Source organism: Enterobacter asburiae (assembly GCF_001521715.1).
GTDB classification, from domain to species: domain Bacteria; phylum Pseudomonadota; class Gammaproteobacteria; order Enterobacterales; family Enterobacteriaceae; genus Enterobacter; species Enterobacter asburiae.
The window spans coordinates 1,971,654-1,995,807 of record NZ_CP011863.1; the positions used below are offsets into that span (position 1 = coordinate 1,971,654).

At 52.9% G+C, this 24,154-nt stretch carries 23 protein-coding genes and 1 pseudogene; 4 read left to right on the forward strand and 20 right to left on the reverse strand.

Annotated elements, in window-relative coordinates; translation table 11 throughout:
- Positions 1-29: 29 nt before the first annotated feature.
- Complete coding sequence (locus ACJ69_RS09675) at positions 30-770, forward strand: hypothetical protein (RefSeq protein ID WP_054829916.1); 741 nt, start codon at positions 30-32, stop codon at positions 768-770.
- Positions 771-1,316: 546 nt separating this feature from the next.
- Here the strand turns inward: ACJ69_RS09675 and ACJ69_RS09680 are convergent.
- From ACJ69_RS09680 to ACJ69_RS09690, 3 genes are read right to left on the reverse strand one after another with little or no spacing between them, the layout of a single operon-like run.
- The gene (locus ACJ69_RS09680) at positions 1,317-1,679 is read right to left on the reverse strand and encodes a hypothetical protein (protein WP_059346958.1); all 363 of its coding nucleotides are present in this window, start codon (positions 1,677-1,679) and stop codon (positions 1,317-1,319) included.
- A complete protein-coding gene (locus tag ACJ69_RS09685) occupies positions 1,676-2,212 on the reverse strand; it encodes a lysozyme (RefSeq protein ID WP_059346959.1) in 537 nt (178 codons plus the stop codon). Before ACJ69_RS09685 ends, ACJ69_RS09680 begins: the two co-directional genes overlap by 4 nt.
- Positions 2,209-2,532: a hypothetical protein gene (locus ACJ69_RS09690; RefSeq protein WP_054830347.1), complete on the reverse strand. Its 324-nt coding sequence runs from the start codon at positions 2,530-2,532 to the stop codon at positions 2,209-2,211. The genes ACJ69_RS09685 and ACJ69_RS09690 overlap by 4 nt, the downstream gene beginning before the upstream one ends.
- 147 nt (positions 2,533-2,679) lie before the next feature.
- On the opposite strand from ACJ69_RS09690, the gene ACJ69_RS09695 reads away from it, so the two are divergent.
- The 3 genes from ACJ69_RS09695 to ACJ69_RS09705 are packed head-to-tail and all read left to right on the forward strand — an operon-like array spanning position 2,680 to position 5,593.
- A complete protein-coding gene (locus ACJ69_RS09695) occupies positions 2,680-3,042 on the forward strand; it encodes a GtrA family protein (RefSeq protein ID WP_054830380.1) in 363 nt (120 codons plus the stop codon).
- Positions 3,039-3,962, forward strand: coding sequence for a glycosyltransferase family 2 protein (locus ACJ69_RS09700; protein ID WP_059346960.1), 924 nt, complete (start codon positions 3,039-3,041; stop codon positions 3,960-3,962). Before ACJ69_RS09695 ends, ACJ69_RS09700 begins: the two co-directional genes overlap by 4 nt.
- The gene (locus ACJ69_RS09705) at positions 3,959-5,593 is read left to right on the forward strand and encodes a DUF6056 family protein (protein WP_059346961.1); all 1,635 of its coding nucleotides are present in this window, start codon (positions 3,959-3,961) and stop codon (positions 5,591-5,593) included. Before ACJ69_RS09700 ends, ACJ69_RS09705 begins: the two co-directional genes overlap by 4 nt.
- Before the next feature lie 29 nt (positions 5,594-5,622).
- On the opposite strand, the gene ACJ69_RS25570 is transcribed toward ACJ69_RS09705, so the two are convergent.
- From ACJ69_RS25570 to ACJ69_RS09790, 17 genes and pseudogenes are all read right to left on the reverse strand, one after another.
- Complete coding sequence (locus ACJ69_RS25570; protein ID WP_059346962.1) at positions 5,623-7,791, reverse strand: phage tail fiber domain-containing protein; 2,169 nt, start codon at positions 7,789-7,791, stop codon at positions 5,623-5,625.
- Positions 7,792-7,811: 20 nt separating this feature from the next.
- A pseudogene (gene terL / locus ACJ69_RS25910) lies at positions 7,812-9,422 on the reverse strand (phage terminase large subunit).
- Positions 9,419-9,760, reverse strand: coding sequence for a hypothetical protein (locus ACJ69_RS09720; protein ID WP_047359753.1), 342 nt, complete (start codon positions 9,758-9,760; stop codon positions 9,419-9,421). Before ACJ69_RS09720 ends, terL begins: the two are co-directional and overlap by 4 nt.
- A gap of 64 nt (positions 9,761-9,824) precedes the next feature.
- Positions 9,825-12,716: a hypothetical protein gene (locus ACJ69_RS09725; RefSeq protein ID WP_059346963.1), complete on the reverse strand. Its 2,892-nt coding sequence runs from the start codon at positions 12,714-12,716 to the stop codon at positions 9,825-9,827.
- A complete protein-coding gene (locus ACJ69_RS09730; RefSeq protein ID WP_059346964.1) occupies positions 12,716-15,424 on the reverse strand; it encodes a transglycosylase SLT domain-containing protein in 2,709 nt (902 codons plus the stop codon). Before ACJ69_RS09730 ends, ACJ69_RS09725 begins: the two co-directional genes overlap by 1 nt.
- A 2-nt stretch (positions 15,425-15,426) precedes the next feature.
- Positions 15,427-15,894: a hypothetical protein gene (locus tag ACJ69_RS09735; protein WP_023305517.1), complete on the reverse strand. Its 468-nt coding sequence runs from the start codon at positions 15,892-15,894 to the stop codon at positions 15,427-15,429.
- Positions 15,895-15,896: 2 nt separating this feature from the next.
- Positions 15,897-16,346 (reverse strand): GNAT family N-acetyltransferase, encoded by a 450-nt coding sequence (locus ACJ69_RS09740; protein ID WP_059346965.1) that lies wholly within the window; start codon positions 16,344-16,346, stop codon positions 15,897-15,899.
- Between the two features lies 1 nt (position 16,347).
- Positions 16,348-18,339 carry a phage tail protein gene (locus ACJ69_RS09745; protein ID WP_059346966.1) on the reverse strand — a complete coding sequence of 664 codons (1,992 nt, stop codon included), beginning with the start codon at positions 18,337-18,339 and terminating at the stop codon, positions 16,348-16,350.
- A 1-nt stretch (position 18,340) separates the two neighbouring features.
- Complete coding sequence (locus ACJ69_RS09750; RefSeq protein WP_059346967.1) at positions 18,341-18,904, reverse strand: hypothetical protein; 564 nt, start codon at positions 18,902-18,904, stop codon at positions 18,341-18,343.
- A 58-nt stretch (positions 18,905-18,962) separates the two neighbouring features.
- Positions 18,963-19,874, reverse strand: a complete 912-nt coding sequence (locus tag ACJ69_RS09755; protein WP_059346968.1) for a phage capsid protein — start codon at positions 19,872-19,874, stop codon at positions 18,963-18,965.
- 216 nt (positions 19,875-20,090) lie between these two features.
- On the reverse strand, positions 20,091-20,330 hold the full coding sequence (locus tag ACJ69_RS09760) for an Acb2/Tad1 domain-containing protein (protein ID WP_054830271.1): 240 nt from the start codon (positions 20,328-20,330) through the stop codon (positions 20,091-20,093).
- A gap of 33 nt (positions 20,331-20,363) precedes the next feature.
- Positions 20,364-21,200, reverse strand: coding sequence for a hypothetical protein (locus tag ACJ69_RS09765; protein WP_054830270.1), 837 nt, complete (start codon positions 21,198-21,200; stop codon positions 20,364-20,366).
- Complete coding sequence (locus ACJ69_RS09770) at positions 21,187-21,420, reverse strand: Bbp19 family protein (protein ID WP_054830269.1); 234 nt, start codon at positions 21,418-21,420, stop codon at positions 21,187-21,189. The genes ACJ69_RS09765 and ACJ69_RS09770 overlap by 14 nt, the downstream gene beginning before the upstream one ends.
- Positions 21,417-23,042 (reverse strand): portal protein, encoded by a 1,626-nt coding sequence (locus ACJ69_RS09775; protein WP_059346969.1) that lies wholly within the window; start codon positions 23,040-23,042, stop codon positions 21,417-21,419. Before ACJ69_RS09775 ends, ACJ69_RS09770 begins: the two co-directional genes overlap by 4 nt.
- Positions 23,043-23,045: 3 nt before the next feature.
- Complete coding sequence (locus ACJ69_RS09780) at positions 23,046-23,276, reverse strand: hypothetical protein (RefSeq protein WP_023305508.1); 231 nt, start codon at positions 23,274-23,276, stop codon at positions 23,046-23,048.
- Positions 23,277-23,290: 14 nt separating this feature from the next.
- On the reverse strand, positions 23,291-23,776 hold the full coding sequence (locus ACJ69_RS09785; protein WP_059346970.1) for a hypothetical protein: 486 nt from the start codon (positions 23,774-23,776) through the stop codon (positions 23,291-23,293).
- Positions 23,777-23,812: 36 nt separating this feature from the next.
- Positions 23,813-24,103, reverse strand: a complete 291-nt coding sequence (locus ACJ69_RS09790) for a hypothetical protein (protein ID WP_054830278.1) — start codon at positions 24,101-24,103, stop codon at positions 23,813-23,815.
- Positions 24,104-24,154 lie beyond the last annotated feature (51 nt).

Below are 24,154 nucleotides of genomic sequence, written 5' to 3' on the forward strand. Positions count from 1 at the left end.
GTGTTTTTATTACGGGGCAGGATTGAAGAATGGAAAGGCTATTAGACGCGTACAAACGGATATTACAGGAAGTTGACGCCCAGTCATTTAACCTGAATGAAGATAAATACTCAGGCGTCTTTTTACCCGTGCCGTTTGAAGAATACTGGCATTCACCGGTAAAAATCATGCTGGTTGGACGTGAAACCGCTGGCTGGAATACGCTGAATGGTAAGAATACGATATCACGGGTGTTGGGACTTATGCCTGACGTCACCATCGGGCAGGTGGTTGAAGAAGCTGTAGATCGTTACAGGAAACATCTTCCGGTACAAAATTATGGCACCACCAACCTCAAATCACGTAGCCGCTTCACGCAATATCATTTCCGACTGGCCCGGGAGCTAAATTTTCCTCCTCAGGCTATCGTGTATGCCAATCTACTGGCGTGGGATTACGACGGACTGACCCCTCTCAATCGCCCTCAAAATGAAGTGCAGGAAGTCATATTAGCCTCGCTGAAGCTGCTGGCGGTACAAATTAAACACCTTGAGCCTGATTTCATCATCTTTGCATCCGGAGCACGGAGAACAGACTACATCATAAAACAGGTGCTTACTGAGCTAGGCGGCTATGAGACTTCTTCAGTCATTTCGGGGAAGCTATGGGAGTTCAAAACAGGTAATACAATCTGTTTCAGAATTGCCCATCCAAGGGCTATGCGCGGACACCAGAAGTACAGAGAAGAGGTGATTGCACGAATTAAGCAACTTCGTACTCGGGGTGGCTAGAACATTACAGTTTGCTCAGCAGGCCCCCCTTCCCGGAAGAGTACCGGAAAACAGGCAAAGCGACCTGGTTCTCTATGCTGGAGGCGACACGTTCGATTCGGCATTGCCAGGCTGGAGATTGCAGCTCATTGCACCCCGTGAGCACAGGATATGCACAGGACATGAATTTCAGGCACAAAAAAACCACCCGTAGGTGGTTTCACGACACTGCTTATTGCTTTGATTATTCTGCTTTTTCCCATGGTAGCCGGAGTGGGACTTGAACCCACACAGCGCGAACGCCGAGGGATTTTAAATTGGTTGTTAAAATCATTAAAATCAATGCGTTAGGAAATTTATCCGAACATAACCAAAAATGACACCACCTTAAATACATGCACTTACAACCTCTTTGGTGCCAATCTTCGGAATGATTAGTGAATAATAATGCTTCATTCCGTAGCCCTGTACCACGCTTGCCAACGATACTTATCCAGCCGTAACTGGCGCAGGCATTCCGCTGTTTCGATGTCTGCTTGCAGATCTTCGTCGCTGTCTGTTCCAGCTTTACTCGCTCCCTTGCACGGCTCCTGCATCAAATCCGCTGATGGAGTTGGCCGCGTCGAGGGCTCGCTGACGCAGCTGCACAGCGTGATCGTCAAAATCGCACTTAACATGATTCGGGTCGTTAACATATTTCACCACGTCTCGGTAAATGGTCCGGTAAATCACTTTACCCTCTGCACTGGCCGCCGCCGCTTTCTGCTCGCCGATGGCGACGGCTTTCTCAGCTTTCTTCTGCTTCGCTTTTTCCTGGCTGTTAACGTGCTCGCTGTGCGCATACCACCCTTTGAGGTAGCCTACATAAAAGGTACCGACAAAAAACGCCAGCAGAACGGCCAGCGCTAACAGCTTTGCTTTTATCGTCACTGGTCTATCCCCCAGCACGCTAACGCGCTTTCCTGATCCCGACGCTCAACCTGACCATAGCAGCCATTCTTCTGACCTTTGGTCAGTCTACAGTCACGGCCCCCGTCTTTGATCCACCAGCGGATCGCCTCACATGCCCCTTTTCGGTCACCGGCATTCATTCGCTTATAGAACGTTGACGGGAAGCATTTGCCGGGTCCGATGTTGTACGGACAGAAGGATGCAATCCCGGCTTTCTGCGGCTCTGTCAGCGGTACCTTGATGTTGCGGTCTACCCATGCCAGCGCCTTATTACGTTCAATGGCGTTTACCTGGTCGCATTTCGCCTGCGTCAGTTTCATACCCGGTATCACCGGCTTGCCATCAACCATTGTGGCGCCACGGCAGATCGTCCAGATGCCACTGCCATCTTTGTACGCGGTGAGACTGTTTCCCTCTTTCTCATTCAGGAACTGATCGAGAATGACCGATGCTGGTGCACCAGCGAGTACCAGCCCCAGAACGGCGGCACTTAGTTTCGCCCGGCTATTCATGATTGAATCTCCGTTTCAGTCATCACCCGCTGGACTTTAGCGACAACTTCGTCGGCCTGTTCGAGGTTGTGTGAATCAGACTTGCTCAGGAACTCGATAACCGCTCTTGTACGCTGGCGGTCTAATGCCAGACGTTCTGCGGATGCGTGGCGATCAGCTTTAATCTTTGCCCGGCGGTCAAGCCAGCCAAGAAACGATAGCAGGAAACCGAGAACTGCAAGCACGAGATATGTTAAATCAAGCGTGGTAATGCCGAGATAAGCTGCAAGGGTGGTTAACCCATTGCCGATCCAGGACAGCCAGTTGTTTTGCGGATTCATCCCCAAACCTTACCCCGGAGGGAAATTTATGTAGTCCCGCAAGAGTATGGTTAGGCTACGGTCGGAATCCTGACCATATAGAGAATGTCGATCCAGAGTTATTGTGGTGCTACACTTCAGACCTTTTAGAATTCACTGATTTTTATAATGTTAAAGTTATTCGCCCGATACACATCGATAGGTGTCATCAACACACTCATTCACTGGGTGGTGTTTGCCATTTGTATCTATGCATTTAATACAAGTCAGGCGCTCGGTAACCTTGCCGGGTTTGTTGTGGCTGTATCGTTCAGCTTCTTCGCAAATGCCAGATTCACGTTCAAATCATCAACCACGACTATGCGATACATGCTTTATGTAGGGTTCATGGGCGCCCTGAGCGCAATAGTGGGCTGGACTGCTGATAAGTCTGGCCTGGCACCACCCATCACGTTAATCGTGTTCTCCGCTATCAGCCTAGTATGCGGATTTATATATTCAAAGTTCATTGTATTTAGGGATGCGAAATGAAAATTTCTCTGGTCGTTCCGGTATTTAATGAAGAGGAAGCTATTCCCATCTTCTATAAAACCGTTCGGGAGTTTGATGCACTCAAGCAGCATGAAGTAGAGATAGTCTTTGTCAATGACGGAAGCAAGGATGCCACTGAATCAATCATAAGTGCTATCTCAGTTGCAGATCCGCTCGTAATATCTCTGTCATTCACCAGGAACTTTGGCAAGGAGCCAGCCCTCTTCGCCGGCCTCGATCACGCCTCTGGTGACGCAGTTATCCCGATTGATGTAGATCTGCAAGACCCCATTGAAGTCATTCCGCATCTAATAGAGAAGTGGCAGTCCGGGGCAGATATGGTACTGGCAAAGCGTTCTGACCGCTCTACTGATGGCAGGCTCAAGCGAAAAACCGCTGAGTGGTTCTACAAGCTGCACAACAAAATTAGTAACCCGCAGATAGAAGAAAACGTTGGTGATTTCCGTCTTATGTCTCGGGAGGTGGTAGAAAACATTAAGCTCATGCCTGAGCGAAACCTTTTTATGAAAGGGGTATTAAGTTGGGTCGGTGGAACTACTGACGTAGTCGAATACGCCCGCGCAGAACGCGTTGCCGGAAGCACAAAGTTCAATGGGTGGAAGCTGTGGAACCTAGCTCTTGAGGGAATTACCAGTTTTTCTACTTTCCCCCTGCGCATTTGGACTTATATAGGCCTATTTGTCGCCAGTGTTGCTTTCATTTACGGGGCATGGATGATTATCGACACCGTTGCGTTTGGCAATGCAGTTCGTGGTTACCCCTCCCTGATAGTTTCAATACTTTTCCTTGGTGGAGTCCAGTTGATAGGGATAGGAGTACTAGGGGAGTACATTGGAAGGATTTATAATGAGGTCAAAATGCGACCTAGATACCTGATTAAGAGAAAGGACACAAAATGAAGATGAAGGTCTCATCAATATTAACAATTACAGCTATTTTCATTCTGGTGCTAATTCCGAGTCTGCACGTCCCGCACCTTTCTGACGACTATTTCTATATGGCCATTGCTAATTTGCATGACCAGCTTGGGCACTATAAAGAGTGGAGCGGACGAATAGTCACAAACATATTCAGCGCTTACATGATGAAATACGCCAGCCATACGGTGTATATGAGCCTTAACGCTATGGCTTTCACTGCAATAGCTGTGCTGATTTCTTCTATTCCATGTGCAGTATTGCGCGGAAAATTCAAACTATACCCTATTGGGATGGTTGTAATTTTCACTCTCATGTGGATAGCAAACCCTGCTCTTGGCGAAACATCATTCTGGTTCGTTGGCTCTGCTAACTACCTATGGCCGTCCATGTATGTCTCATTATTCATGGTGATCGTTGCTCTTCAGAAAGAGAAAATGGCAGCATGGAAATTACCACTCGCATTAGCAATGGGATTTCTCGCAGGTTGCTCAAATGAAAACACATCTGTAGTTCTTATTCTCCTTACAACTGGCTATCTGGTATACACAAGAAAATTAAATGTATCTTACCCATATCTGATAGGGTTGTTGGCTGGAGCAGCGGTTCTTCTTCTTAGCCCTGGCTCCGCCAAGCGCTCACTGGTCTTTACTGATTGGCATTCTCTGTCGTTTTTAGACAAGCTGGACCTTCAGTTGTTTACGAGAATGCCTGACTCTCTTACAGGCTTTTGGCAGGTATACCTAGTAATTATTTTTATGGTCCTATGCCACGCAATAATTGGAATCAAGGACCGCAAACCGTTTGTTGCAGCTACGGTGTTTTTTATCGCTGCTCTTATGTGCAATGCCGCCTTCCTTGCGTCTCCATACATGCCAGCAAGAGCGTATGTTGGCGCGCTTTTCATGCTCCTGATAGCCACATCGTTTATAATCTCTGGGTTTGCTGAAAACAATTCCAATATTGCAAGGTTAGTCGCTCCTGGTGTGGTTTTATTGTTCTGTATCGTATACTTTATTCCATCTTACACCTTCTTTACTCATTCTGTTTTAAGCACATGGAAGCAAGAAAAGATAAGAATGGAGATGTTGGCAGAGCAAATTTCTAATGGTAGCAAAGACCCTGTAATCCCTAATTATTACTTCCCAAGGCTTCTAAAAACCACTGATGGCTATCCAGTTTTTCAGAACCCGTACATGCTTTACCATTTTGGTGTTAACACCATTACAGAAAAACAAATTGGATTCGATTATTCAGCGTTAAGTAAGTGTAATTATGTTAAGGTAGGACAGCGTATCTTTGATGGCGTTACACTTGAAAGTGTTTGTCTTTTCCATGATAAAATTTCAGGTGATACGAAAATATTATATCGCACAGTAGGCGATATAAATAAACTGTTTAACAATGGATATGCGTTGTACTCTCATGTTTTCATGGAAGACGGTTCGACATTAAATAAAGATACCGTTGAGCAAGCACTATTTATTGATGGTTACTGGTATACTTACAGCGACGCTAAAAACTTAGAACTAGACAAGATTAAGAAAATAAAAATAGGAATATATAATTCAAAAACTGTAGAGATATATTCTGGCGTCATCGTTGAGCCATAAAATAAAAGCCCCTCAAAGGGGCTTTTTTATTATCGTGACGCAGTAATCACCATCATTTCCAGAGCGCCGCCATTAGTTTGCGCTGTCCCAGAATCAATTTTTGCCTGTGCAAACACCTTATCTCCAGCCGCTAAATCACCAAGAAAAGTAGATACGTTTGCAGTAGTGGCTTTTGGCATTGTAAGAGATCTAACTATTGGCGAACTTCCTGACGGCGTAACAAAAATATCTAGTGAAACTGTAGCCCCAGAGTTAATTCTAATTACAGAATCAACTTTTACGTTTTTTAAACCGCCAGTGGGCACAGTAAAAACGCCGGATGATATATTAGTTCGCCATCTATATGTATCATCATTAAACGTTGGCTCTGTCCATATAACAGTATTTAACGATGTATTTAATGTCTGCCCATTAGCATTTTTAAGAATTGCAACAGGTCTTTCTGTAAAATGCAGTATTCCACCAGAGACAGCCTGCAAACCTTTTACGAAGTTGGTGCCGAATCCTCTTTCATCGTAGTAAACATGTGTCAACGGGCCAGCAACAATGTTTGGCTGAATTCTTTGTACCGGAGCATACAGACTCATATTATCAGTGTGGATACTACCAGCGTAGTCAGCTAAAGATGAATCATGAACTGATATCAGACCACCATTATCTTGAGAGTGGTATCCATGGTCCCCATAAACTGATACCGATGATCTGTTACTTATAGGTGATGGTACACCATCTAAATTTGCTATTAATACGCGCTGTGCTGCGCATTCAGTATGCACCTCTGAGCTTGAATAGTTCCCATAAGTATTACCGAAATCAGGGTCTGCTATTGGTGACAATAACACGCCTGCGCCAAAAATATTGTTATTGTGCTGCAATTCACCACCAATATGTTTGACTTGTGCTCCTACAATAGTAATTGTGTATTGGGTTACAGGCTCGAGATCTCCTGCTGCACCAGATACCGCATCGAAGCCAATAATATTAATGTAACATTGAGTACCAATAGCCTTAACAGCACATGGAGTACCAACCGTATGCCCTCCCATTAACGACATCTCTGAAACCAAAGCTCCAGGATAGGCCAAATCTCCGAACTGAATACCAACCAGAGCATAACTACCAATCAATCCATAGAGGTATGAGAAACTAATTCCTGAACCATCGCTCCATAGCTTGCATGCCGATTTAATTCCTAAAAGGTTTACCCCAGAAGCCTCAACCCGGCCATAAATTCGTAAACCAGCACCATTTTTGAAACCAAGAACGTGAGTTCCTGATGTATACATTGGATAGATAAAGCAATTACCAATTAACGTAAGGCCCTGCAACCCAACAAATGTAACTGGTTGGCTAATTTTGAAGATCCCATTAATTGTTGCCGTCACGTAAGCATTACTGGTACAGGCATCAGCCCATGCCTGAAGGGCCGCATAAGAATCGGTCGCCCCGGTAGGATCAGCACCAAAGTCGGCAACAGCATCTAACTTTCTGATGAAGCGTGCAGAAACAGGAGAACTAATAGCTTCTACCACCCCCGGCTGCTTAAACCACGAAAGATTTGCACCAGTTGGCTTTGCCAGTTCTATTAAAACATCCGCAGCTGAACCAGATTCAGGAAGAACAGCAATTGGGTCGCCATCCGCGTTGAATGCCAGAAGTTTATCTGCGCGTTGACTTACAGGGGGGACAGCTTTTACTGAGCTTTCCGGAACGCGTAAAACTTTTGCTAAGGAAACCGACTCAACATAATTTTTCGTAGCAGCGTCCTGAGGGTTCACCGGATCCGCAAGCTTTTCAATCCGGTACCCTTCGGCATTAAATGGACCACCGAAAAGCGGCCGGCGAAGTGCCAGCCCAAGATAAATAAATGACCGTTGAATAGCCATCCATAGACGATCAAAGTCTTTATTAACCGTATCAGCCAATAAGTCGCCGTTGTCCTGGTAATCTGTGAGCCGGTATGTTGGTACCACGCGCTCCAGCATCACGACAGAGCCGTTGGCTGGTGGAGTGATAAAAATGACATCTCCGCCACCGACGTTGCCCGCACCCGAGACGCTATAACCGCTGGTGACCGGTGTCCCGTTAATGGTCACCTGTATATCACTGGCGTTGATAATATAAAATTCGAAGGGAAAAACGGTCGTCAGACCGTTAGCGTTGTAAATTATGTACGGAGTCTGGTTCGGTACCGACATGATGGGGAACCTCTGGCAGGTTAGTAATCGACGTCGACCAGATGATCTCCGTCACTTAACCGCCAATCTTCGCGCGCATGTCCGGTCGGAATCCCGACCACTTTCCCGATGCGTACAGGGGTCTGACTTATTGCTCCCGCGCCAGAGTCTATAAAGTCGTCCGGCTGGTTGGTCAACGCCGGGTTAAAGTCACGCATCTGGTCGTACACAGGGCCGTCGAGCACGTCAGTATGTGCCCACAGGAATCGCGACGACAGCGGCGCTTCAAACGCGTCAAGGATACGTTTCTGCTTGTTAGTGATGCTGAATTCTTCCCGAACACCACAGCTGGTACCCTTGAGCGCCTGACGCAGCAATTTACCCGCGAAGCTGCCGGGTCCGTTTACCTCAACGCACACAACCGGGATCTGATATTTGAGCACCAACTCTTTTATCTGCGCCACCTGGCCGCCAGTGATTTTGTCGTTGTCGTCGAATTCGGCCAGCTCCCCCGTAAGCTCCTGGCAGACATGCCAGTACAGGTGGCCGCGTGCGTCGGTAAGTATCAGAGAGAACGCCGAGGCGTCGGCCTTAACTTTACCGGTTGCCACATCCCACCAGGCGACCGCACCAACGATTTGCACGTTACCCAGCCACAGCGAAGCCGTACGGTTCGCATAGCGAATTTGAGGATGAATGTTGTATTCCCGGATGCGGTCAGGGTCGAGGCGAACGTCTCCAACGGGTTTACTGTGCAGCTGATACTGGCTATCCCACTCGTTAATCGTGCGGGTTTCTTTGCGGCGGTTTTCCATTTCTTCACGGGTGAACCGTTCAGGCTAGGCGCAGTCTGCATAAAAATCGATAACCGTGTCCGGTGCGGCCGCAAACTCAACGCCGTCGGCGGTCAGCTTATAATCCACATTTTCGACCAACAGCCGCGCCGCCTTGTGGATGCCAGCAAAAACATAATCCGGGCGAAAAGGCACGGCGTAGCGCAGCTGCGAGGCCTCTTTCGCTTCAATGCGCTTTTCTTTATCAAATAACCGGATGGTAAGACAGTCGGCCCCCATAGACTCCACCTCATCATAAAGGCTGTCATGTGTGTGCGGTGTACCGATATAAAGCTTGCGGCCGCCGGGGATCAGGATGTGGGTTTGCTCTCCCAGTCGATAGCGCAGCTTTTCGCGCGCCTCCGGAGTCTGGATATTACGTGGTACCTCCACGTCGTCGTTCTGGCATTCGTTGGCGCGCGCCGAAGTTACGTTAGACAGGATGCCTTTTGCGTACATGCTGCCGTTACGTAAATCCAGCGCGCCATTAACCCACCATTGCTCAACGGTTCCCTGCCCGTCAGGGAGCATGCCTTTGGTCAGCGGATGATTACGCAGGACGTTCTGAGTGTCACGGCTGGTTTTATACGCGGTTCCGTCTGATTCCGACTGGTGAAGAATGCGGTACTGACGATCGCAGTAGTATCGCCAGGCATTATAGACCGCAAGGATCGTTGATTTACCGAAACCACGGAAACAACGAAGCACCGCGAGGTTTCCGCGATGCTCCAGCCAGTGGCAGGCCTGATAGTGGCAGTCCGGAACGTCCCAGTTCATTCGCTCCGCCCACATTAAAAAGAAGGCGAGGAACGAAATCATTTTTTCCCTTTCTGCAGGCGCTCAATAATGGCGGCCGCCTCTCGCTCAGCTTTTGAAACCTGCTGGCCCAGCGCAAAGGCTTCATCATCCTGACCTGGATTATCGGATGGCGTACCGCCGCGCGTTTGCATGCCAATCAGGGAGTGCACCTTAATCAGCAGCGTCAGCGATGCGGCTGCATTCTTCTTATCCCAGTAGCGATCGCCGCGTTCATCCTTGGTCAGTTCGCTCGGTTTCTTCCCCGCCCCCGGCCAGTTTTCCGGATCGGCTTCTTCGAGCACCACGTCGGTGAGTTTATCACTCAGTGCGGTAAGGCGTGTTTTGTAATCCTGATGCATAAAAAAGCCCCGTAGTGAATACAGGGCTATGATGGAGCAGTCCAGAGGTCGGAATCCCGACCGATTACCGCATGCCGGGGTCAACCTGATTTATCAGCGGCGCTATCCAGAAAAGATTATTACCCGGCAGCAGCGTACGCACGTTATGCAGTACCCGATCGCCAGCATCACCGTTGAGCACGCCAGCGGTCACATCGGTAACGGTATCGAGCAGGCCGAACGTTGGACCAAGCGCAGAGCCAATAAAACCACGGCTGGCATAACGTGACTGCGTTCCGGTACCGAGCAGTGCACCCAGCCCCACCATACCGCCGGAGGCTTTTTCTGCCATGTTGTTATATTCCATCAGCGGGCCGAGAATACCGGATCGGTCGATACCCTCAATGGCCAGTTTCTGAGGCGACCAGTCAACCTCTTTACCATTTGCAGATTGTTTAAGTGCGTACGTCAGTGCGCCGAGGCCAATCTGGAAAGCGGTACCGTAATAAAACTGGCCGGTTCCCTCCTGCAGGCCGCCCAGCGTTGCGCGGTTGTAGGACGCGGTAGCGAACGATTTAAACTGGAAGATAGTTTTACCCAGCGGCGTGCTGGCCCACAGTGGTGTATCACCGATCCCCGGTGTGATAACGGTATTGTTAACGTCTTTGAGCACCGCCGACTGGAAGACACCAGCCACATGCTGATCGTCCCATTTTTCAAAATTGCCGATATGCCAGCCATTGATTACCTCGCCGTGCTTTTCGAATTCGCTGCGGATACGCGCGGCCATATTGTCGTTAATGCCGAGCTTGGCAAGGCGGCGGCCAGCGAACGCGCCGGACAAAATGCCGTCGGAGGTGATCATCCCGTTTACCGATTTGTTCATATCGTCGAAGTGGCCCATCAGCGTGAGCTTGCCGAACGCATCGGTGACGCGCTCCATTCCCGCTTCTACCGCTGTAGTGCGGGCGGAACTGTCTACCAGGTCACCCATCGTACGCGCACGGGTATGCAGGATGGTTTCCAGCCCGACGGCCATTTTTAACTGTTCGGCCCGGCTGGCCTTGAATGCCGGCGACCGGGTTATCAGCGCAGAGTAGCCGCGCATGGTATTGCCAAACCCGTTAACCATCACACCGCGGGCGAGATCAGGAATAGCGGAAACGGTCATACCGCCCAGCTTGGTAACAAAGTTAGCGCTGCGAAGGAACGCGCCAGCACGTACGAAAAATGATGATGGATCGTCCGGCATGCCGTAGGTACCCGCCAGACGGTCGCGCAGCGCAGTGATATCACGAATATCGTTATCGCGGGCTTTCGCCAGCTTCGCCTGGTCTTTGGGGTTCTGACGCATCAGCGCATCGTATTCATCCTGAATATCCTTGAGCTGCTTTTCCAGCGATTTGTTACCGAATGCGCGCGTCAGCTCAACCTCTGCTGACGCCTCGCGGATATGACGCTGCAGTACATAATTGGCGTCGCTCTCCAGATAATCTTTCATCAGACGATCGGGAACGCTGAGCGTACGCGACCGGGTGCTGCCTGCCGCTTTCACCATAAAGACGTTCGCAAAATCCTGAGGAATTTTTGCGCCGACGATTTTATTGATCGTGGCATCAGCAGTAATTTCCGCCTCTTCGCGGGACATGGTTTTTTCGCCGCGCGACCACCAGTCGACCAGCATCTCGCGGAATTTATCACGCTCGTTGACGATCTTGCCGACTTTGTACACGCGGGGAAAATAGCTTTCCTGGCCGATGGCTTTCAGTTCCTCGTCCGGCGGCAGCAGGCCAAGCTTTTGCTGAGCCACTTTCACCCGGTTAACCACGGTGCGCATTGCCTGCGCCGCTTCCTGCACCACCGGGTTAGCATGCACATCGCCACTGCGCATGGCGTTACCGACTTCCTCACGGAACTGGGAAAAACTCAGGTCACCGCCAGCGGCTTTATACTGGCTGTAGGCCTGCTTGTTCGTCACCACGACGGCGGCCTCTTCACGACGCCACCCGCGAACGCGGGTTTCTGCCGCGACGGGTGTCTCAATACCCCGGGCGTTACCCTGCAGTGTGTAGTTATTTTCTGCCAGCTCCAGCGCCGTACGGCGGGAGGTTTTGGACGGTGACTCCATAAGACGGGTGAACGGCGTCAGATAACTGCCCGCCTTGCGTGCCAGTTTACCAACCGGACCGCCAGCTGCAGGAGTGAGATCCTCGAGCGTTGCCTCACTGATTCTCGCCGCGCCGACGCTGCCCCCTTCGGGGAGCGAGGCAGCAGCTGTGTCCGTCGCTGACGTGATGCTCATATTATCGAGCGCGTCAGCCACTTCGCGCGTGGCCGCAGTGCGAACAGATGGCGATAAAGCAGCCCCGGCAGCAGCGAATACGCCGCTCATCAACGCACCCGCTGCGACGTGGGAGGCGCTTTCCCCCCACGTGCGTGTTATCTGCTGATTATTCAGCACAACCTCGCTCGCTGCTGTTGCAGCTGCACCGATTGCAGCCTGCGACGCGATACGGGCAACCGCGCCGCCCTGCGCACCGGGGATAAACATGGAAGCTACGGTGACAGGGTCTACCACTCCGGCTGCAATGCTGGCGAGGACACCTTCGCCGCCAGCCTCGGAAAGTACCCTGCGGTCCTCGTTTTCGTCGTCAATCTGTTGTTTCAGCCAGGCGGTCTCCTCCGGCGATCGGGAATCAGCAAACGCCGAGCCCCACTGTTCGTACCCGTGCAGCTCGGTTTTATCCGCATAAGGGTTATAACCCTCTACCGGCTCAAACTGTTTGGCCGGGCGGAACATTTCGCCAAGCAGGTTATTCTGGCGAAATGCTGCCCCCCAGACAGAGGGCTCATCCTGTTGAGGCTCAGGGTTGGTACCTTCGGGTAAAGGCACATCAAATCCTGTAGGTGCTGCCAGAACATTACCCGCCGGAGTGAATCCGTTATTCAGTTCTTCAGGAGTGGCGTATACCGGCATTATTCAGTGCTCCACGAAAAGTAATTTTTAACCCTGTCCATACGCTCGTTATGCAGACGTTTATATTGTTCATCGAGCGCGCGGTGTTTATCTTTGAACCCGCGAATATCCTGACCGCGTTGCAACTCATTGCGATCATGTTCTTCGCGCTCTTCCTGCATTTTTTTGTATGGCGCCCACTCTTCCAGTAACGGTTTCCAGCGCATCGGCCTGCCGTACGAATCGTAGAACGGTTGTACCGCCTCGATACCATCCTTATCTTTTGTTCGCACCATGATGGCATAATCGCCATTGCGGGCCGTCAGCACATCAGGGGTAATTTCCAGATCGCCGCCAATACGCGACTCCGGCGTTTTGCTGGTGACAGTTACCGCGTTACCAGAAGTGATCCCAAGCTGCGCTGGGCTGGTGGTGATCTCGCCCTTGCGCTCGCCGTACATCAGGTTTTCTTTTTCTTCTTTCCATTGTGCAGCTTGCCAGCCTGACGGACCGTAGTTATAGAGCGCCTCCGGCGCGTATTTCATAAGTTTTGCGTCGCCGTTAACCTCGCTGATACTCCATGTGCGGGCGATCTGCTGGTTGGTCATTTTTTTGGCCGCATCCGCATTACCGCCGGTAGTGCGGTAATTGATGTCGTACAGCGACTGGTAATCGTTGCGGAAACGTGCGGCCTCCGGCGTCTGATCGTCGGCAGATGGATTTCCCCAGCTAAAGAAGCCCGACATGCTGCTCACCGCAGAATCCATCGCTTTGCCACGGTCTTTTTTGTACTCCTTGGTGCTCTGGGTTGATGCCAGTTGCGCTTTGAGTGCATCGGTCTGGTTGTAGGTCAGATTCTGCGCCTGTTCGATAGCGGTTTCGGACGCCATGCCAGAATCGGTAAGCTGTTTAACGGTGAGATAAAATCCCTGCATATCCTTTGGCATGTCGCCAACAGACGCGGGATCCGTGTCATAGAGGCGATTAAATAACTCAGCCCCCTGACGGACCGCCTCAGGACTGCGCGCGCGGGATATCGCCGATAACTGGGTGGTTACCTGCGAAGGAATGATCCCGGTCTGGGCCACCTGCTGCACAATCCCGTCATGGGTGGTGGCGTCGTTAATCCGGAAGTTTTGCGCCGTTTGCGTGGCGTCGGCGGCTTTTTGCATGGATTTATTGGTAGGGTCGAGTTTCTCGCCCATAGACAGCGCTTCGTTAAAACGACGGGTATCACGCTGCGCCTGTATCGCTTCATTGCTTTTCTGCACCAGCGCGCCGAGCTTGCCATACGCATCGAGCTTGAGCGCATAATCTGGGTCATTTGCCTGAGGTTTGAGCTTTGCGATTTCTGCCTGCTGCTGTTCCGGGGACACGTACTGTATCGCCTGGAAGGTTTTGGCGTTGTTGATCGCGATATCGAGCTGCTTAACGGCTTTTGCTCCCTGCTCACCGTACGCAAACATAATTGACGCTTTATCAGGCATAGCATCCGGCACTTCACCGTTATACAGCTGCGCCATCGTATTATTTAGGATAGGGTCGATTTGCTCGCGCAGGGCTGTACGCTGCTCACGGATTTTCGACTCAGCAATGTTATCGATTTTGTTAACCGACACAGGATCGAGACCGGTTTTATTTTTACGGTACCGAGCCAGCCACCCGCGAGTTTCAGAGGGCAGCTTGCTGATAAACTCAGACTCAGAAATTTCGCCCTTGCGTGGGTCTCCGGTTTTCGCGATCAGCTTGTCAACGTTACCCATACCCCAGTTATAGGCAGCACCCGCCAGCATTTCAGAGCCATATTTACCGTACAGCTGATTTGCGTAATCGCTCGCCAGCAGGGCATTTTGTTCTTCATCTGCCGGGTTATATTCAACTCCGCGCTTCGCCGCCAGCTCTTTGCCCGTATCTGGCATCAGCTGGTATTTTCCCTGCGCGCCGGCGGACGAAGTGATAATGCTGCCGTCAGCATTAAAATGCTTACCGCCGGATTCAACAATCCCGATGGCGCGCATATCCAGCGCACCGGTATCTTTCACGGGAAAATCGCCATTTAACCAGCCCTGTGGGTTTGTAACCGCGTAGTTCTGGGCTCGCTGGTCCATTGCTCGCAAATTGGCTTCAGAAACAGCCTGGTCTATTTGCTCCTGTGACCACCCCTGCGCCTGGCCATACAATGAAATTGAGTGCTGCCGGGCGCTGCGAATCAGTGCGGCAGCCTGCGGATCGTCAAACGCCCCCGCTTCCTGTTCAACAGACGATTTAACCGTCGCGTCGAGCTGCTGGCGCTGCGCCTGTTCAGTCTGGCTACGCTCAAAGCTGTTATAAGTGCTGGCTCGGCGGATCTGACCCGCTTTCCACTGCGCGTCAAAATACTGCAGCTGGCTCTGCGGTACGCGTTTACGGGCCTCTTCGTAGTCGGAAGAGTCCTGTTTATCCATGTCCAGACCAACGCCGGAAGACTTGAACCCCTGCCGGGTTACCAGCGCGCCGGTCTCCGGGTTTTCCCAGCGGTCACTGGATTTCGCATCAAGATCGGTAAGGATAGCCTGGGTTGCCGCCACATCCGCTTTATCCTGCGTGCGCTGTACCTCATCAGCAGTCTGACCTAAAGCCGCCCCCAGACCTGCGACTGCGTTACCTATTTGCCCGACATTACTGACACTGACGCGGGTAGGATTCGCCTGCGGCGTAACGTTACCAAAATTACCCGTTGGAATTCTCACGGTTATTTACTCCCTGCTTTTTTCCAGCCGTTATATGCGGTACCGCCCGCGCTAAGCACAGAGCTACCCGCGCTGATGTAGCCAGATGTTGAAGCGTTACGGCCAGAGATACGGTCAGCGGACGCCTGAGAATTCAGTCTGGCGCTCTGGTTCGTACCGTTCAGAATGGTCTGGTAAGCATCCTGCTCAGCATCGCCAACGATATCGGACTGAATACGCAGCGCCGTGCCTTCCCCCGTGTCCACACCAGACCCGGCAAGAGAAGCTCGCGCTGCAGCTGCCTGTGCCCGTCCAGCTTTACGGATGCGATCGGCTTCCACCCGTGCAGCTGCTTGTGCAGCCTCGGCATCAGCTTCCGCCTGCGCAGCCTGATAGTTGGACATTTTCTTTTGCTGCTGCCCGCTATAAACCGCGCCACCGGCGGCAAGCACGGATGCGCCAATAGCCGCAATTTCCACGCCAGTACACATTTTTAAACCTCCATTGAATACAGCAGGCCGGAACGTTTCAGACCAAGACGGGAATACATTTCGCCGGTGCGTTCTTCATGTACGCCCGTGGTTATGCCCATGTTTATGAGCGCGGCACCGTGTTCTTTCGCCCAGGTGATAAAAGCTTTAGCGAGACGCGGGCCCGCAGTGCCGCCGCGATGCTCCGGAGCGACAAAGAGCCCATACTCAAAGGCCATCAGCTGTCGGCTGAACCACTGCTCAGCAATGCCACCAGCCATCCAGCCGATGACTACCCCCTCTTTTTCTGCCACCAGTACACACCCTGCGGGCGACGCGATAACGCTTCGGGCAAGCTCTGCACACTTTTCTTCATCGAATGGTGAGTTTTGCGAGTACCGGGATTCGATATACATCCGCGCGCCCAGCTCGATCAGCGCCGGGATATCCCCGGCTGTTGCGTTACGTACCATGTCAGCCCCCGTTACTGGTGAATGTGAAAATAATTGCAAGAAGATGGAATGGAAGCGGCTGGCGCTGCTGGATAAGCAGAGTGTCTTCCCCGCGTTCCCAGCCGAGTTTTCCCCAGTAGTGATCGCCGGTGAAAAGTGGCGCTGGCTGGTTGAGGATTTTCGGCCCGAACCGGCGGAACGGAATAACCTGGCCGTTGCACTCTGCACCTGTAGTATCGAGAAACCGCATCGTCACTTCGCTGGTACGCTTTTTCGCGTTCTGGGTGGTACCTTCGGTAGTGGAAACCTCCGGCGATAGCGTTTCGATTGTGCTTTCGAAGTGCAGGCCGATCTCCACGCTTTTAGCCTTACGTGACAGGGTGATTTGACCAGAGGAAACGGTGTACTGCGGCATAACTGCACCATCGGCCACCACATCAACCGTCTGCCCCTCAAGATGCGAAAGCCCCGACCATGTCGTAGCACCATCGCCGCCGCTGGCCCCTGTAATGGCTGAATCCGTATAGAGTTTGCTGTCGAACACCTCGACATAACGTACGGTCTGGCCGTTTATCTCGCGACGGACGATCGCATAAACCACATCGTCAGCTTCCGATGGGATGGTCGCCAGCGACTCAAACGCGCCATCTGTGACCTGACGTGACCATGCAATTACATCCTGACCACGGTCAATAGCCATCGTGACCGCAGCGCCATCAGCCCGGACCATCCAGATAAACGCATCCGGCTGTTGCTGGTATGCCATATCCAGCACGCCGCCAGCGGTGATGTGCTCGGCCAGCACCGTCATATCGTTGGCGGAATAGGAAACAAAGCTGTCCGGGTCGTACGCTACCGCGTAGAGTTTGCGGCCAGCGCGCTGCACAAACATGATTTCGGTACCAACGCGCACCGGGCGGATCCCGTTGCAGCCGTACGGGCTCGGATTTTTCACCGAGATATTGGTCGGCGTAATAGCTGCATCGTTGCCGGAGGTGATCGTAAACTCGCCGCCGTATGTCAGCGCAATCAGGGTATTCATCTGCGCCAGATGCACAATCGGGTTGAGCTGGTCTGAAGACAGCGTGAAGCTGATCGCGTCATCATCCTCGGTGCCAATCTCAAAGGACAGATAAACGCCCGTTTCGCTCCACCAGATTGTTTGCGGATATTTTGGCGAACCCGCCAGGACAAGGCGCTGCTGGTATAGCGTCACCGCGCCGGGGTAACCAAATTCATCGGTCCAGACTGTGTCCTCACGCGTCCATGATCCTGGCGATGCCGCCTGCGTTGCCGTCAGGTCGCTGCGAATGGTACCGACGGCAATCTGAGCACTGGTGATGCTTTTAATCAGCACCAGACCGCCGTTAAGGCGAACGTAGGAACCCACATCCTGAGCAACCCAGCCCGCGCCAGTGAATGGTGGATTTGGGGTGTCTCCCGGTTCCGCATCGCTCAGGGTCAGCGTAATTTCAGAGCCCACGAACTCTTTGACGGATGGCTTACACCATTTCTGCGGTGTATCGCGCACCTCGTCGAATGGCTCAACGATGAACGGTGCCGGTTCAAGCACCCAGTCTGTTTGACCACGGCGCTGGAGGCGGTGAGGCTTCACAGACTGATGAACCAGAAACATGGTGTCAGCGCCCTGGACATAATTCACGGCAGCCAACATATCGGCGGTGTATGGGCTGGCGATTTCATAAGGCGTATTGTCGCCGTTAACCAGCTGCTTACCGTTCTGATAAATACGCATGTAGCCGTCGCCGAACTCCAGCATGTAAGCCTGAGACCGGTTGAACACGTAGGGAATAAGACGTGATTTTTTATTGCCGAATTTCGTGGCCGCCGCAAAGCGGGTACCAGGTCTGCGGACAACACCACCCTGCACGACCACTACCGCGTTTTCGATAATCTTCGCGCCGTTGGCGTAGCGGGCAATATCAACGCGCCCCATCAAACGTGGGGAAACTTCGCCAGCTGTAAAATTGGTTTTTATAAGGTTCGCGCGCATGTCAGAACCTCGACTCATAAGTTGGATAGCCGCCCAGCTCTTCCGGCGGTTCTTCCTGGCCATCGACGGCTTTTGCCTGTTTCAGCAGGAATGAGGCCTCCTGCGCCAGACTATCGCGCAGGCTGGTGGACCCGGTCACTGCATACGCCAGCTTGGACTGCATCGTCATTTCAGCAACATCCACCAGCGCGGCATCCCATGTGGACTCGTCCTCATTACGGAAGATATAACGCAGGCGAATCACATCGACGTTAGCCAGCAGTCGGCTTCCCTCAATCCGGTAATCAATATCGTCACGTAGTTCGCCAACAGAGAGAACGCGAATCAGGTCGCCAGGCAAAGAAAACTGATAACCATACCCGAAGACAGGCGCGGCACTGACAGGTGAGAGCACAACGCGTTTTATCGCGCAGTTCCACGGGTGAGCGCGGAGTAATTTATTGCGGACAGTAGGGTAAAGGTTGGCGCAAAGACGGGCATGATCCGTGTCTTCGTCGAAATCATTTATCGGGTGAGCACCCAGCGCCAGAAGTGCGTTTGAGCAGATCGATACACTCGAAGTCATGGCAGAACCTCAGATGAAAAAAGGCCGGGGGTAGTCCCCGGCAAACACACCAGCGGCATTAAGCAACAAAATCGATGGCGACGACTTTTTTCTCGTTGGCACGGCCAGCACCATAAGACGCATCAACAGAGATCTGAATGGTGTTGTTTTTATCGCGACGTGGGCCGATATCAACGCTGTACTCAGCGCCGGTACCGAAATGCACAGCGGATTTACACCATGCGACGGCGGTTTTGGTGGTCACGGCCGGATCGCCTGCGGTCGCAGAATCCAGTTTTTCGTAAGCCAGCCACTTAAAACCAAGCCAGTTTCCGGACACAGCACCTTCCTGCAACATTTTCACCGCCATGAAGTCGGCAGAAGTCAGCGTGGTATCGCTGAGGATCTGCGTCAGCATGTCGGCGTTGTAGGTGATATACAGTTCTTCACCGTTCTGCTCATCGCACTCGTTGCGGCGGAACATCGCTTTCGCGGCGATCAGCTTGGCTTTGGTCATGCCCGTGCCACCAGCAACGATTTTTTGCGACGCAGGCAGCGCCACCGGTGCGTACGCACCGCCGCTGGACGTTTTACGCATCACAGGGTCGAGCAGAGCACGATAAACAACATCGTCTTTTTTGCGGTTGGAGGCCGCCAGGGTGAGCTGCAGATATGGACCCTGCGGGTCGGCCAGCAGTTTACGCAGGTCACGTTTTTCAACTGGCACGAATACAGCGTAGTCCGCCATCAACGCATTACGGGTGCCAGCGTCTGGCAGGTCCCATACGGTGTCACCAAAACGCGTGGTGATCTGCGTCATTTCGATGGTGCCCATATCGTTAATGGTGAACGCTTCGCCGGTGATCATCCCACGGTCGTTTACCGCAGCCTGCAGGCGGGAATCCTTCTGCTGCGCGGCGATTTCGAAAGAATCATGAAACTGCGTGATAAACGCAGCGGTGATCATGTTCTTATTGGTATCAAATGACATAACAATCACTCCAGAAAATATCGCCTGCTGGGTTGTCGGTTGCCCGGCCCGATTAACACAATGCGCGTGGCGCGTACGCACTGCGGGAAAATTCAGTTATCCGGCGTCCCCGCCGGGCTGGTTGTGGGGAGATTGTTAGCGAGGTGCGCGGTCGGAATCCCGACCAAATGAAAAAGCCAGCGGGTTAGGCTGGCTTTTTGTTAGAGTGCTGAGGAGTTAGCAATCCGCATCAGGGCGAGCAACGGCACGACAGGCCGCCATGCATGCAGTCTGCATATCGGTTTTCGCGATGGCTAACCAACGACGATCGTATTCACTGTTGGTAGACAGCATTTCAATCTCAGCCAGGAAATTACGGCTAATAGCTTTCAGATCGTTCATTGCGCCGATTTCCGTCTCGGTCAGGCTGCGATATCCCTTAACGGTACTACCATCTTGTGGTTTTGCTTCGCTCACTGGTCTTTCCTCGTTTTAAGTTGTCGTGACATGTCACGCTACGGTTTGATCGCCGTAACGACGCTGGTAATACGCTTTGACCTTCGCAGATACGCGTTCGTGGTCGGCGTGTTTTGGATCCATGTAGGCCGGAGATTTCATCAGGTCGCGAATGGTCTGCTGCTCTTCGAGGTTCACATCGCCGCCCGCTGGCGCATCCTCCTGCATTTCAGCACCGACTTTAGCAAGCATGCGGATAACCATCGGGTTATTGCCGATTTCGTCAATGCGGCCTTTATCGGCGTCGTCCGCCAGAGAGTTGAACGCGCGGAAAGCCAGACCGATGTTCTGCTTAAACTCTGCGTCAGTCTTCCACACTTCGCGCAGCTGCGTGGTGGCCGCTTCCGAATCCAGCGCAGCGGCGCCACCCACCAGCTCAGGAGCGCGCTGTGCGTATTCGCCCAGGATAAAGCTCATCTGATCGTTGGTGATGCCTTTGGCGTGCGCAGTTTTCATAAAGCCCTGCATGCGCGGGTCGGCTTTGAATTCTTCCCAGTTGAATCCCTCGACCTCTACCTTAGGTGCATACTCATCTGCCGTTTTCGGCGGCGCGTCGCCGCTACCCATGCGTTTTTCAAGGTGAGTGTAATTTTCCGCCAATTTGCGGGCAGAGCTTTCAATACTGAGCTTTCCGTCTTCGCCCATAACGCGGAATTTCTCAGGTAGCCAGTCATTAGCACCCGGTTCGCCCGCGCCTGTGCTGAGGAGAGAATTACCAGAAGGTTCGCCAGCACCAGGATTATTGCCGCCATCTTCACCACCTCCGTTACCGCCGCCTGGCAGTTCTGCGCCCTGCTCAGCGTTCATGAATAAGTGTTTAAGCTTCCACATCGTCTTCTACTCCATCGGCTCTGTTGATCTGACTGAGAATGAAATCGAGCACAGAACGCTGTCCGGCCCGGTAACATGTTTCGCGGTCACCTTCGGTACCGCCTTTCACGTACGCTTCGCGACCGAAGCGCCTGGTAAGTTCTTCCAGCACAGGCGCACCGCCTGGCATTTCTTCAAAAATCCGCTTGTAATCTGCGGGTGTAGCCTCTTTGGTTCTCATTGATTACCTGCCAGTCGTTGTCCTATTGCCGCGCCTGCTGTCTGCCCTGCGGCTCCTGCAGCCTCAGTTCCCGCCTGCATCATGAGCTGCTGCTGAGCGGCCTGCTGCTGTGCTTTCTGGCGCTGATCGCGGAGATCCGCCACGGCATCGGATGAGCGAATTACTTTTGCCGGAACGCCGAGAGCCTCAGCCACAACGCGAGTGGCTTCGTCTGTATCGATGAGGTCAACAACGTCCTGGCTGATGCCCGCGAGGTTTGCCACGTTCGCGCCGAGGCGTTCGATTGCCGTTACGTCTTCCAGCTTCTGGGCGCGTGCCAGAGGCGAGATGTAACGCACATTGAAATTGGCGTTTTGCAGGCTCTCAGGCGGCGGGGAGAAGACGCCAGCGCGGAATGCAATGCCAAAACAGCGCACCACCAGCAACTGGAGATATTCAGCCTGGAACCGGCCATACACCGGACCAAGCAGCTGGCGAATCAGCGCGACGCGCACATGCACTTCGGTGGCGGTCATGGCTGGACCGTCCTGCGGCTGCAGCTGGTCGGCCATCATGATTTTGCGGATTGACGCCTGCAGGCGGTCTTCTGCGGTAAACGCTACCTGGAAATCTGCGCCTGTCAGCAGCGGTTTCATGCTGTCGGTGCTGTTCGCCACGATGATACGGCGCGGGCCAACCTTGACCGTGCGCGGGTTGAGCACGCCGTCATCCTCGGCAATCCACATGCCGGAGATAGCCAGATCCTGCGCGGCTTTCTCCATGCGTTTGGTTTCGTTCAGCTCTTTGCAGTCCGGCAGTGCGTCGTACACCGGGCCGATGCCGTAGGAACCGCCGGGGATTTTCATCCAGCGCGGCACGCAGCACGGGAATTCGTGATAACCAGATTCGCGCACAATCTGCTTGTTGCTCACGTCGACGTTGTACGACGCAAAGCGCATGTTCTTCGCCAGGCGGGCATCGACCATGTAGGTTTCGCGCGGGAAAATGCAGTGCAGGAAATCGAATTTATCGTCGGGCTTTTTCTTCGCCGCGTCGCGGATCTTCTCGCTGACCTTGTCCGCGCCGAATTCCTTGATGGCCTGCTCTGCGGTCAGCTGGTAACGGCGGTATATCGTGTCCACGATGCCGTCTTTGCGGGTGGACGTGACATAGCACTGCGCCAGCGGCCATTGCTGGAAGGTGTAGCCGCCCTCTTCGCGATCCTCGTCGATGTACAGAACAAACCAGCCAGCGCACACCACGTCGAGATTTGCCTCGTAGCCCTCCGCGTCGAAGTTGGCGGCGTGGATATTTTCCCAAACCAGCGTGGCACACTCAGACAGCCAGGCTTTGGCGTCGTCCGGCAGCGATTCGCTGTCGAGGTTCAGCCATTGCGCGTTCGCCGGGGTCATGCCGGACATGAGCGCAGAGGCCAGCATGCGTGCGCTGTCGGTGGCGGTGCCGTCCAGTAGCTTCGCCACCTTGTGTTTTGCGCTCTGAGCGTCGAGCACTTCGTCAGAGAATCCCGCGCCGCGCAGCGGATAGGTGTAGTCATAGCACTCGCGCCAGACGCTTTCATGCTGCTGGCGGTTGGCTTTCAGCGTGTCGGAACGCTTAATCAGCTTAACGGCGAGTTCATCCATCAGTTACGCCCCCAGAGTGTTTTTCTGCTGCGCTGCCTGCGCACCAGAGGACAGCAGAGAGCTGCCCGAATCAGCTGCACCCTCTGCACCACTGGCGAGAAGGGACGAGCCTTTCTTGCGCTTCTTGCGCGCTGCTGCATCGGCGTTTGCCGCTTTTGCTGCTGCATCGGCAGCTGCATCCGCTTCGGCCTGCGGGTCGGTCTGCGTGACCTTTGGCGCTCCACCTCCACACATAACGATTCCCCCTCTTAGCCCGGAACGTGCCAGCCGTGCTCAGTCAGAACGGGCTTACCCGTAACCGGCTGCGGCTTGCCCTCGTCGTTCGTCACGTAGCCCAGCGGCGCGGCGGGCTCCGCCGTGGTGGCTTTTTTGACGAGCTGGAGGAATTCGAGATTGTCGGTCAGCTGCTGGTCAGCCAGGTCGGTGTAACCCAGCGTTTCAAAGCGGGCGATGATGGCCGCTCCCTTCTCGTTGATGGTACCCAGCAGAGTATTGCGCTCAGCAAGTGCGGCATCGTCCAACAGACTGGCAACGCGCTGCTGGATAACTTCCTGTTCTGCGCGCTGGCCGTCTGCGTTAAGCGTCAGGATCTCAGTCGCTGTAATTGGGGTATCAGCTACAGTCTGGTTGACAGGGGCAGAATTAAGCAATTGCCCTTCCGCCACGATATTGGTTGTATCGGTACCAGCAGTTTCCTGCCCCGGCACCTCAACGTTTTTTCTTGGTCGACCCATTTTAGTTATCTCCGGATGAATGCTGAGCGGTCATTGTTATTTGCATGTCTGGTCAGTTTCCCGACCAAAACGCGATTTCCGAAAGGTGAACCACTGGCGATGCAAGACCGTGGGTAATTTTTTTCTGTCAGAGCTGGTTGCCATGCACCAGAGCGCAATAAGTGCCTCACCATGACCGTGGCGAGGTTCTGATCCTGACTTCCAGCCCAGAACGGCAGATTTCGAAACGCCAAGTTCGTTGGCAATTTCCTGTGTCGTGAGGTTTTTTCTGGTCAGGTCGGTAATGACCCGGAACCAGTCGGTTTTGAAGGTGGCAACCAGCGGCATTTATCAGCCCCCAAAACGCGCGCGCGCGCGAACATAGAGAAGGGAAAAATC

Excerpts from the sequence above, each read along its gene's own strand:
- ACJ69_RS09675 (WP_054829916.1), top strand. The coding sequence starts at position 30 with ATGGAAAGGCTATTAGACGCGTACAAACGGATATTACAGGAAGTTGAC.
- ACJ69_RS09685 (WP_059346959.1), bottom strand. The coding sequence starts at position 2,212 with ATGAATAGCCGGGCGAAACTAAGTGCCGCCGTTCTGGGGCTGGTACTC.
- ACJ69_RS09690 (WP_054830347.1), bottom strand. The coding sequence starts at position 2,532 with ATGAATCCGCAAAACAACTGGCTGTCCTGGATCGGCAATGGGTTAACC.
- ACJ69_RS09695 (WP_054830380.1), top strand. The coding sequence starts at position 2,680 with ATGTTAAAGTTATTCGCCCGATACACATCGATAGGTGTCATCAACACA.
- ACJ69_RS09700 (WP_059346960.1), top strand. The coding sequence starts at position 3,039 with ATGAAAATTTCTCTGGTCGTTCCGGTATTTAATGAAGAGGAAGCTATT.
- ACJ69_RS09705 (WP_059346961.1), top strand. The coding sequence starts at position 3,959 with ATGAAGATGAAGGTCTCATCAATATTAACAATTACAGCTATTTTCATT.
- ACJ69_RS25570 (WP_059346962.1), bottom strand. The coding sequence starts at position 7,791 with ATGTCGGTACCGAACCAGACTCCGTACATAATTTACAACGCTAACGGT.
- ACJ69_RS09720 (WP_047359753.1), bottom strand. The coding sequence starts at position 9,760 with ATGCATCAGGATTACAAAACACGCCTTACCGCACTGAGTGATAAACTC.
- ACJ69_RS09725 (WP_059346963.1), bottom strand. The coding sequence starts at position 12,716 with ATGCCGGTATACGCCACTCCTGAAGAACTGAATAACGGATTCACTCCG.
- ACJ69_RS09735 (WP_023305517.1), bottom strand. The coding sequence starts at position 15,894 with ATGTGTACTGGCGTGGAAATTGCGGCTATTGGCGCATCCGTGCTTGCC.
- ACJ69_RS09740 (WP_059346965.1), bottom strand. The coding sequence starts at position 16,346 with ATGGTACGTAACGCAACAGCCGGGGATATCCCGGCGCTGATCGAGCTG.
- ACJ69_RS09745 (WP_059346966.1), bottom strand. The coding sequence starts at position 18,339 with ATGCGCGCGAACCTTATAAAAACCAATTTTACAGCTGGCGAAGTTTCC.
- ACJ69_RS09750 (WP_059346967.1), bottom strand. The coding sequence starts at position 18,904 with ATGACTTCGAGTGTATCGATCTGCTCAAACGCACTTCTGGCGCTGGGT.
- ACJ69_RS09755 (WP_059346968.1), bottom strand. The coding sequence starts at position 19,874 with ATGTCATTTGATACCAATAAGAACATGATCACCGCTGCGTTTATCACG.
- ACJ69_RS09765 (WP_054830270.1), bottom strand. The coding sequence starts at position 21,200 with ATGTGGAAGCTTAAACACTTATTCATGAACGCTGAGCAGGGCGCAGAA.
- ACJ69_RS09770 (WP_054830269.1), bottom strand. The coding sequence starts at position 21,420 with ATGAGAACCAAAGAGGCTACACCCGCAGATTACAAGCGGATTTTTGAA.
- ACJ69_RS09775 (WP_059346969.1), bottom strand. The coding sequence starts at position 23,042 with ATGGATGAACTCGCCGTTAAGCTGATTAAGCGTTCCGACACGCTGAAA.
- ACJ69_RS09780 (WP_023305508.1), bottom strand. The coding sequence starts at position 23,276 with ATGTGTGGAGGTGGAGCGCCAAAGGTCACGCAGACCGACCCGCAGGCC.
- ACJ69_RS09785 (WP_059346970.1), bottom strand. The coding sequence starts at position 23,776 with ATGGGTCGACCAAGAAAAAACGTTGAGGTGCCGGGGCAGGAAACTGCT.
- ACJ69_RS09790 (WP_054830278.1), bottom strand. The coding sequence starts at position 24,103 with ATGCCGCTGGTTGCCACCTTCAAAACCGACTGGTTCCGGGTCATTACC.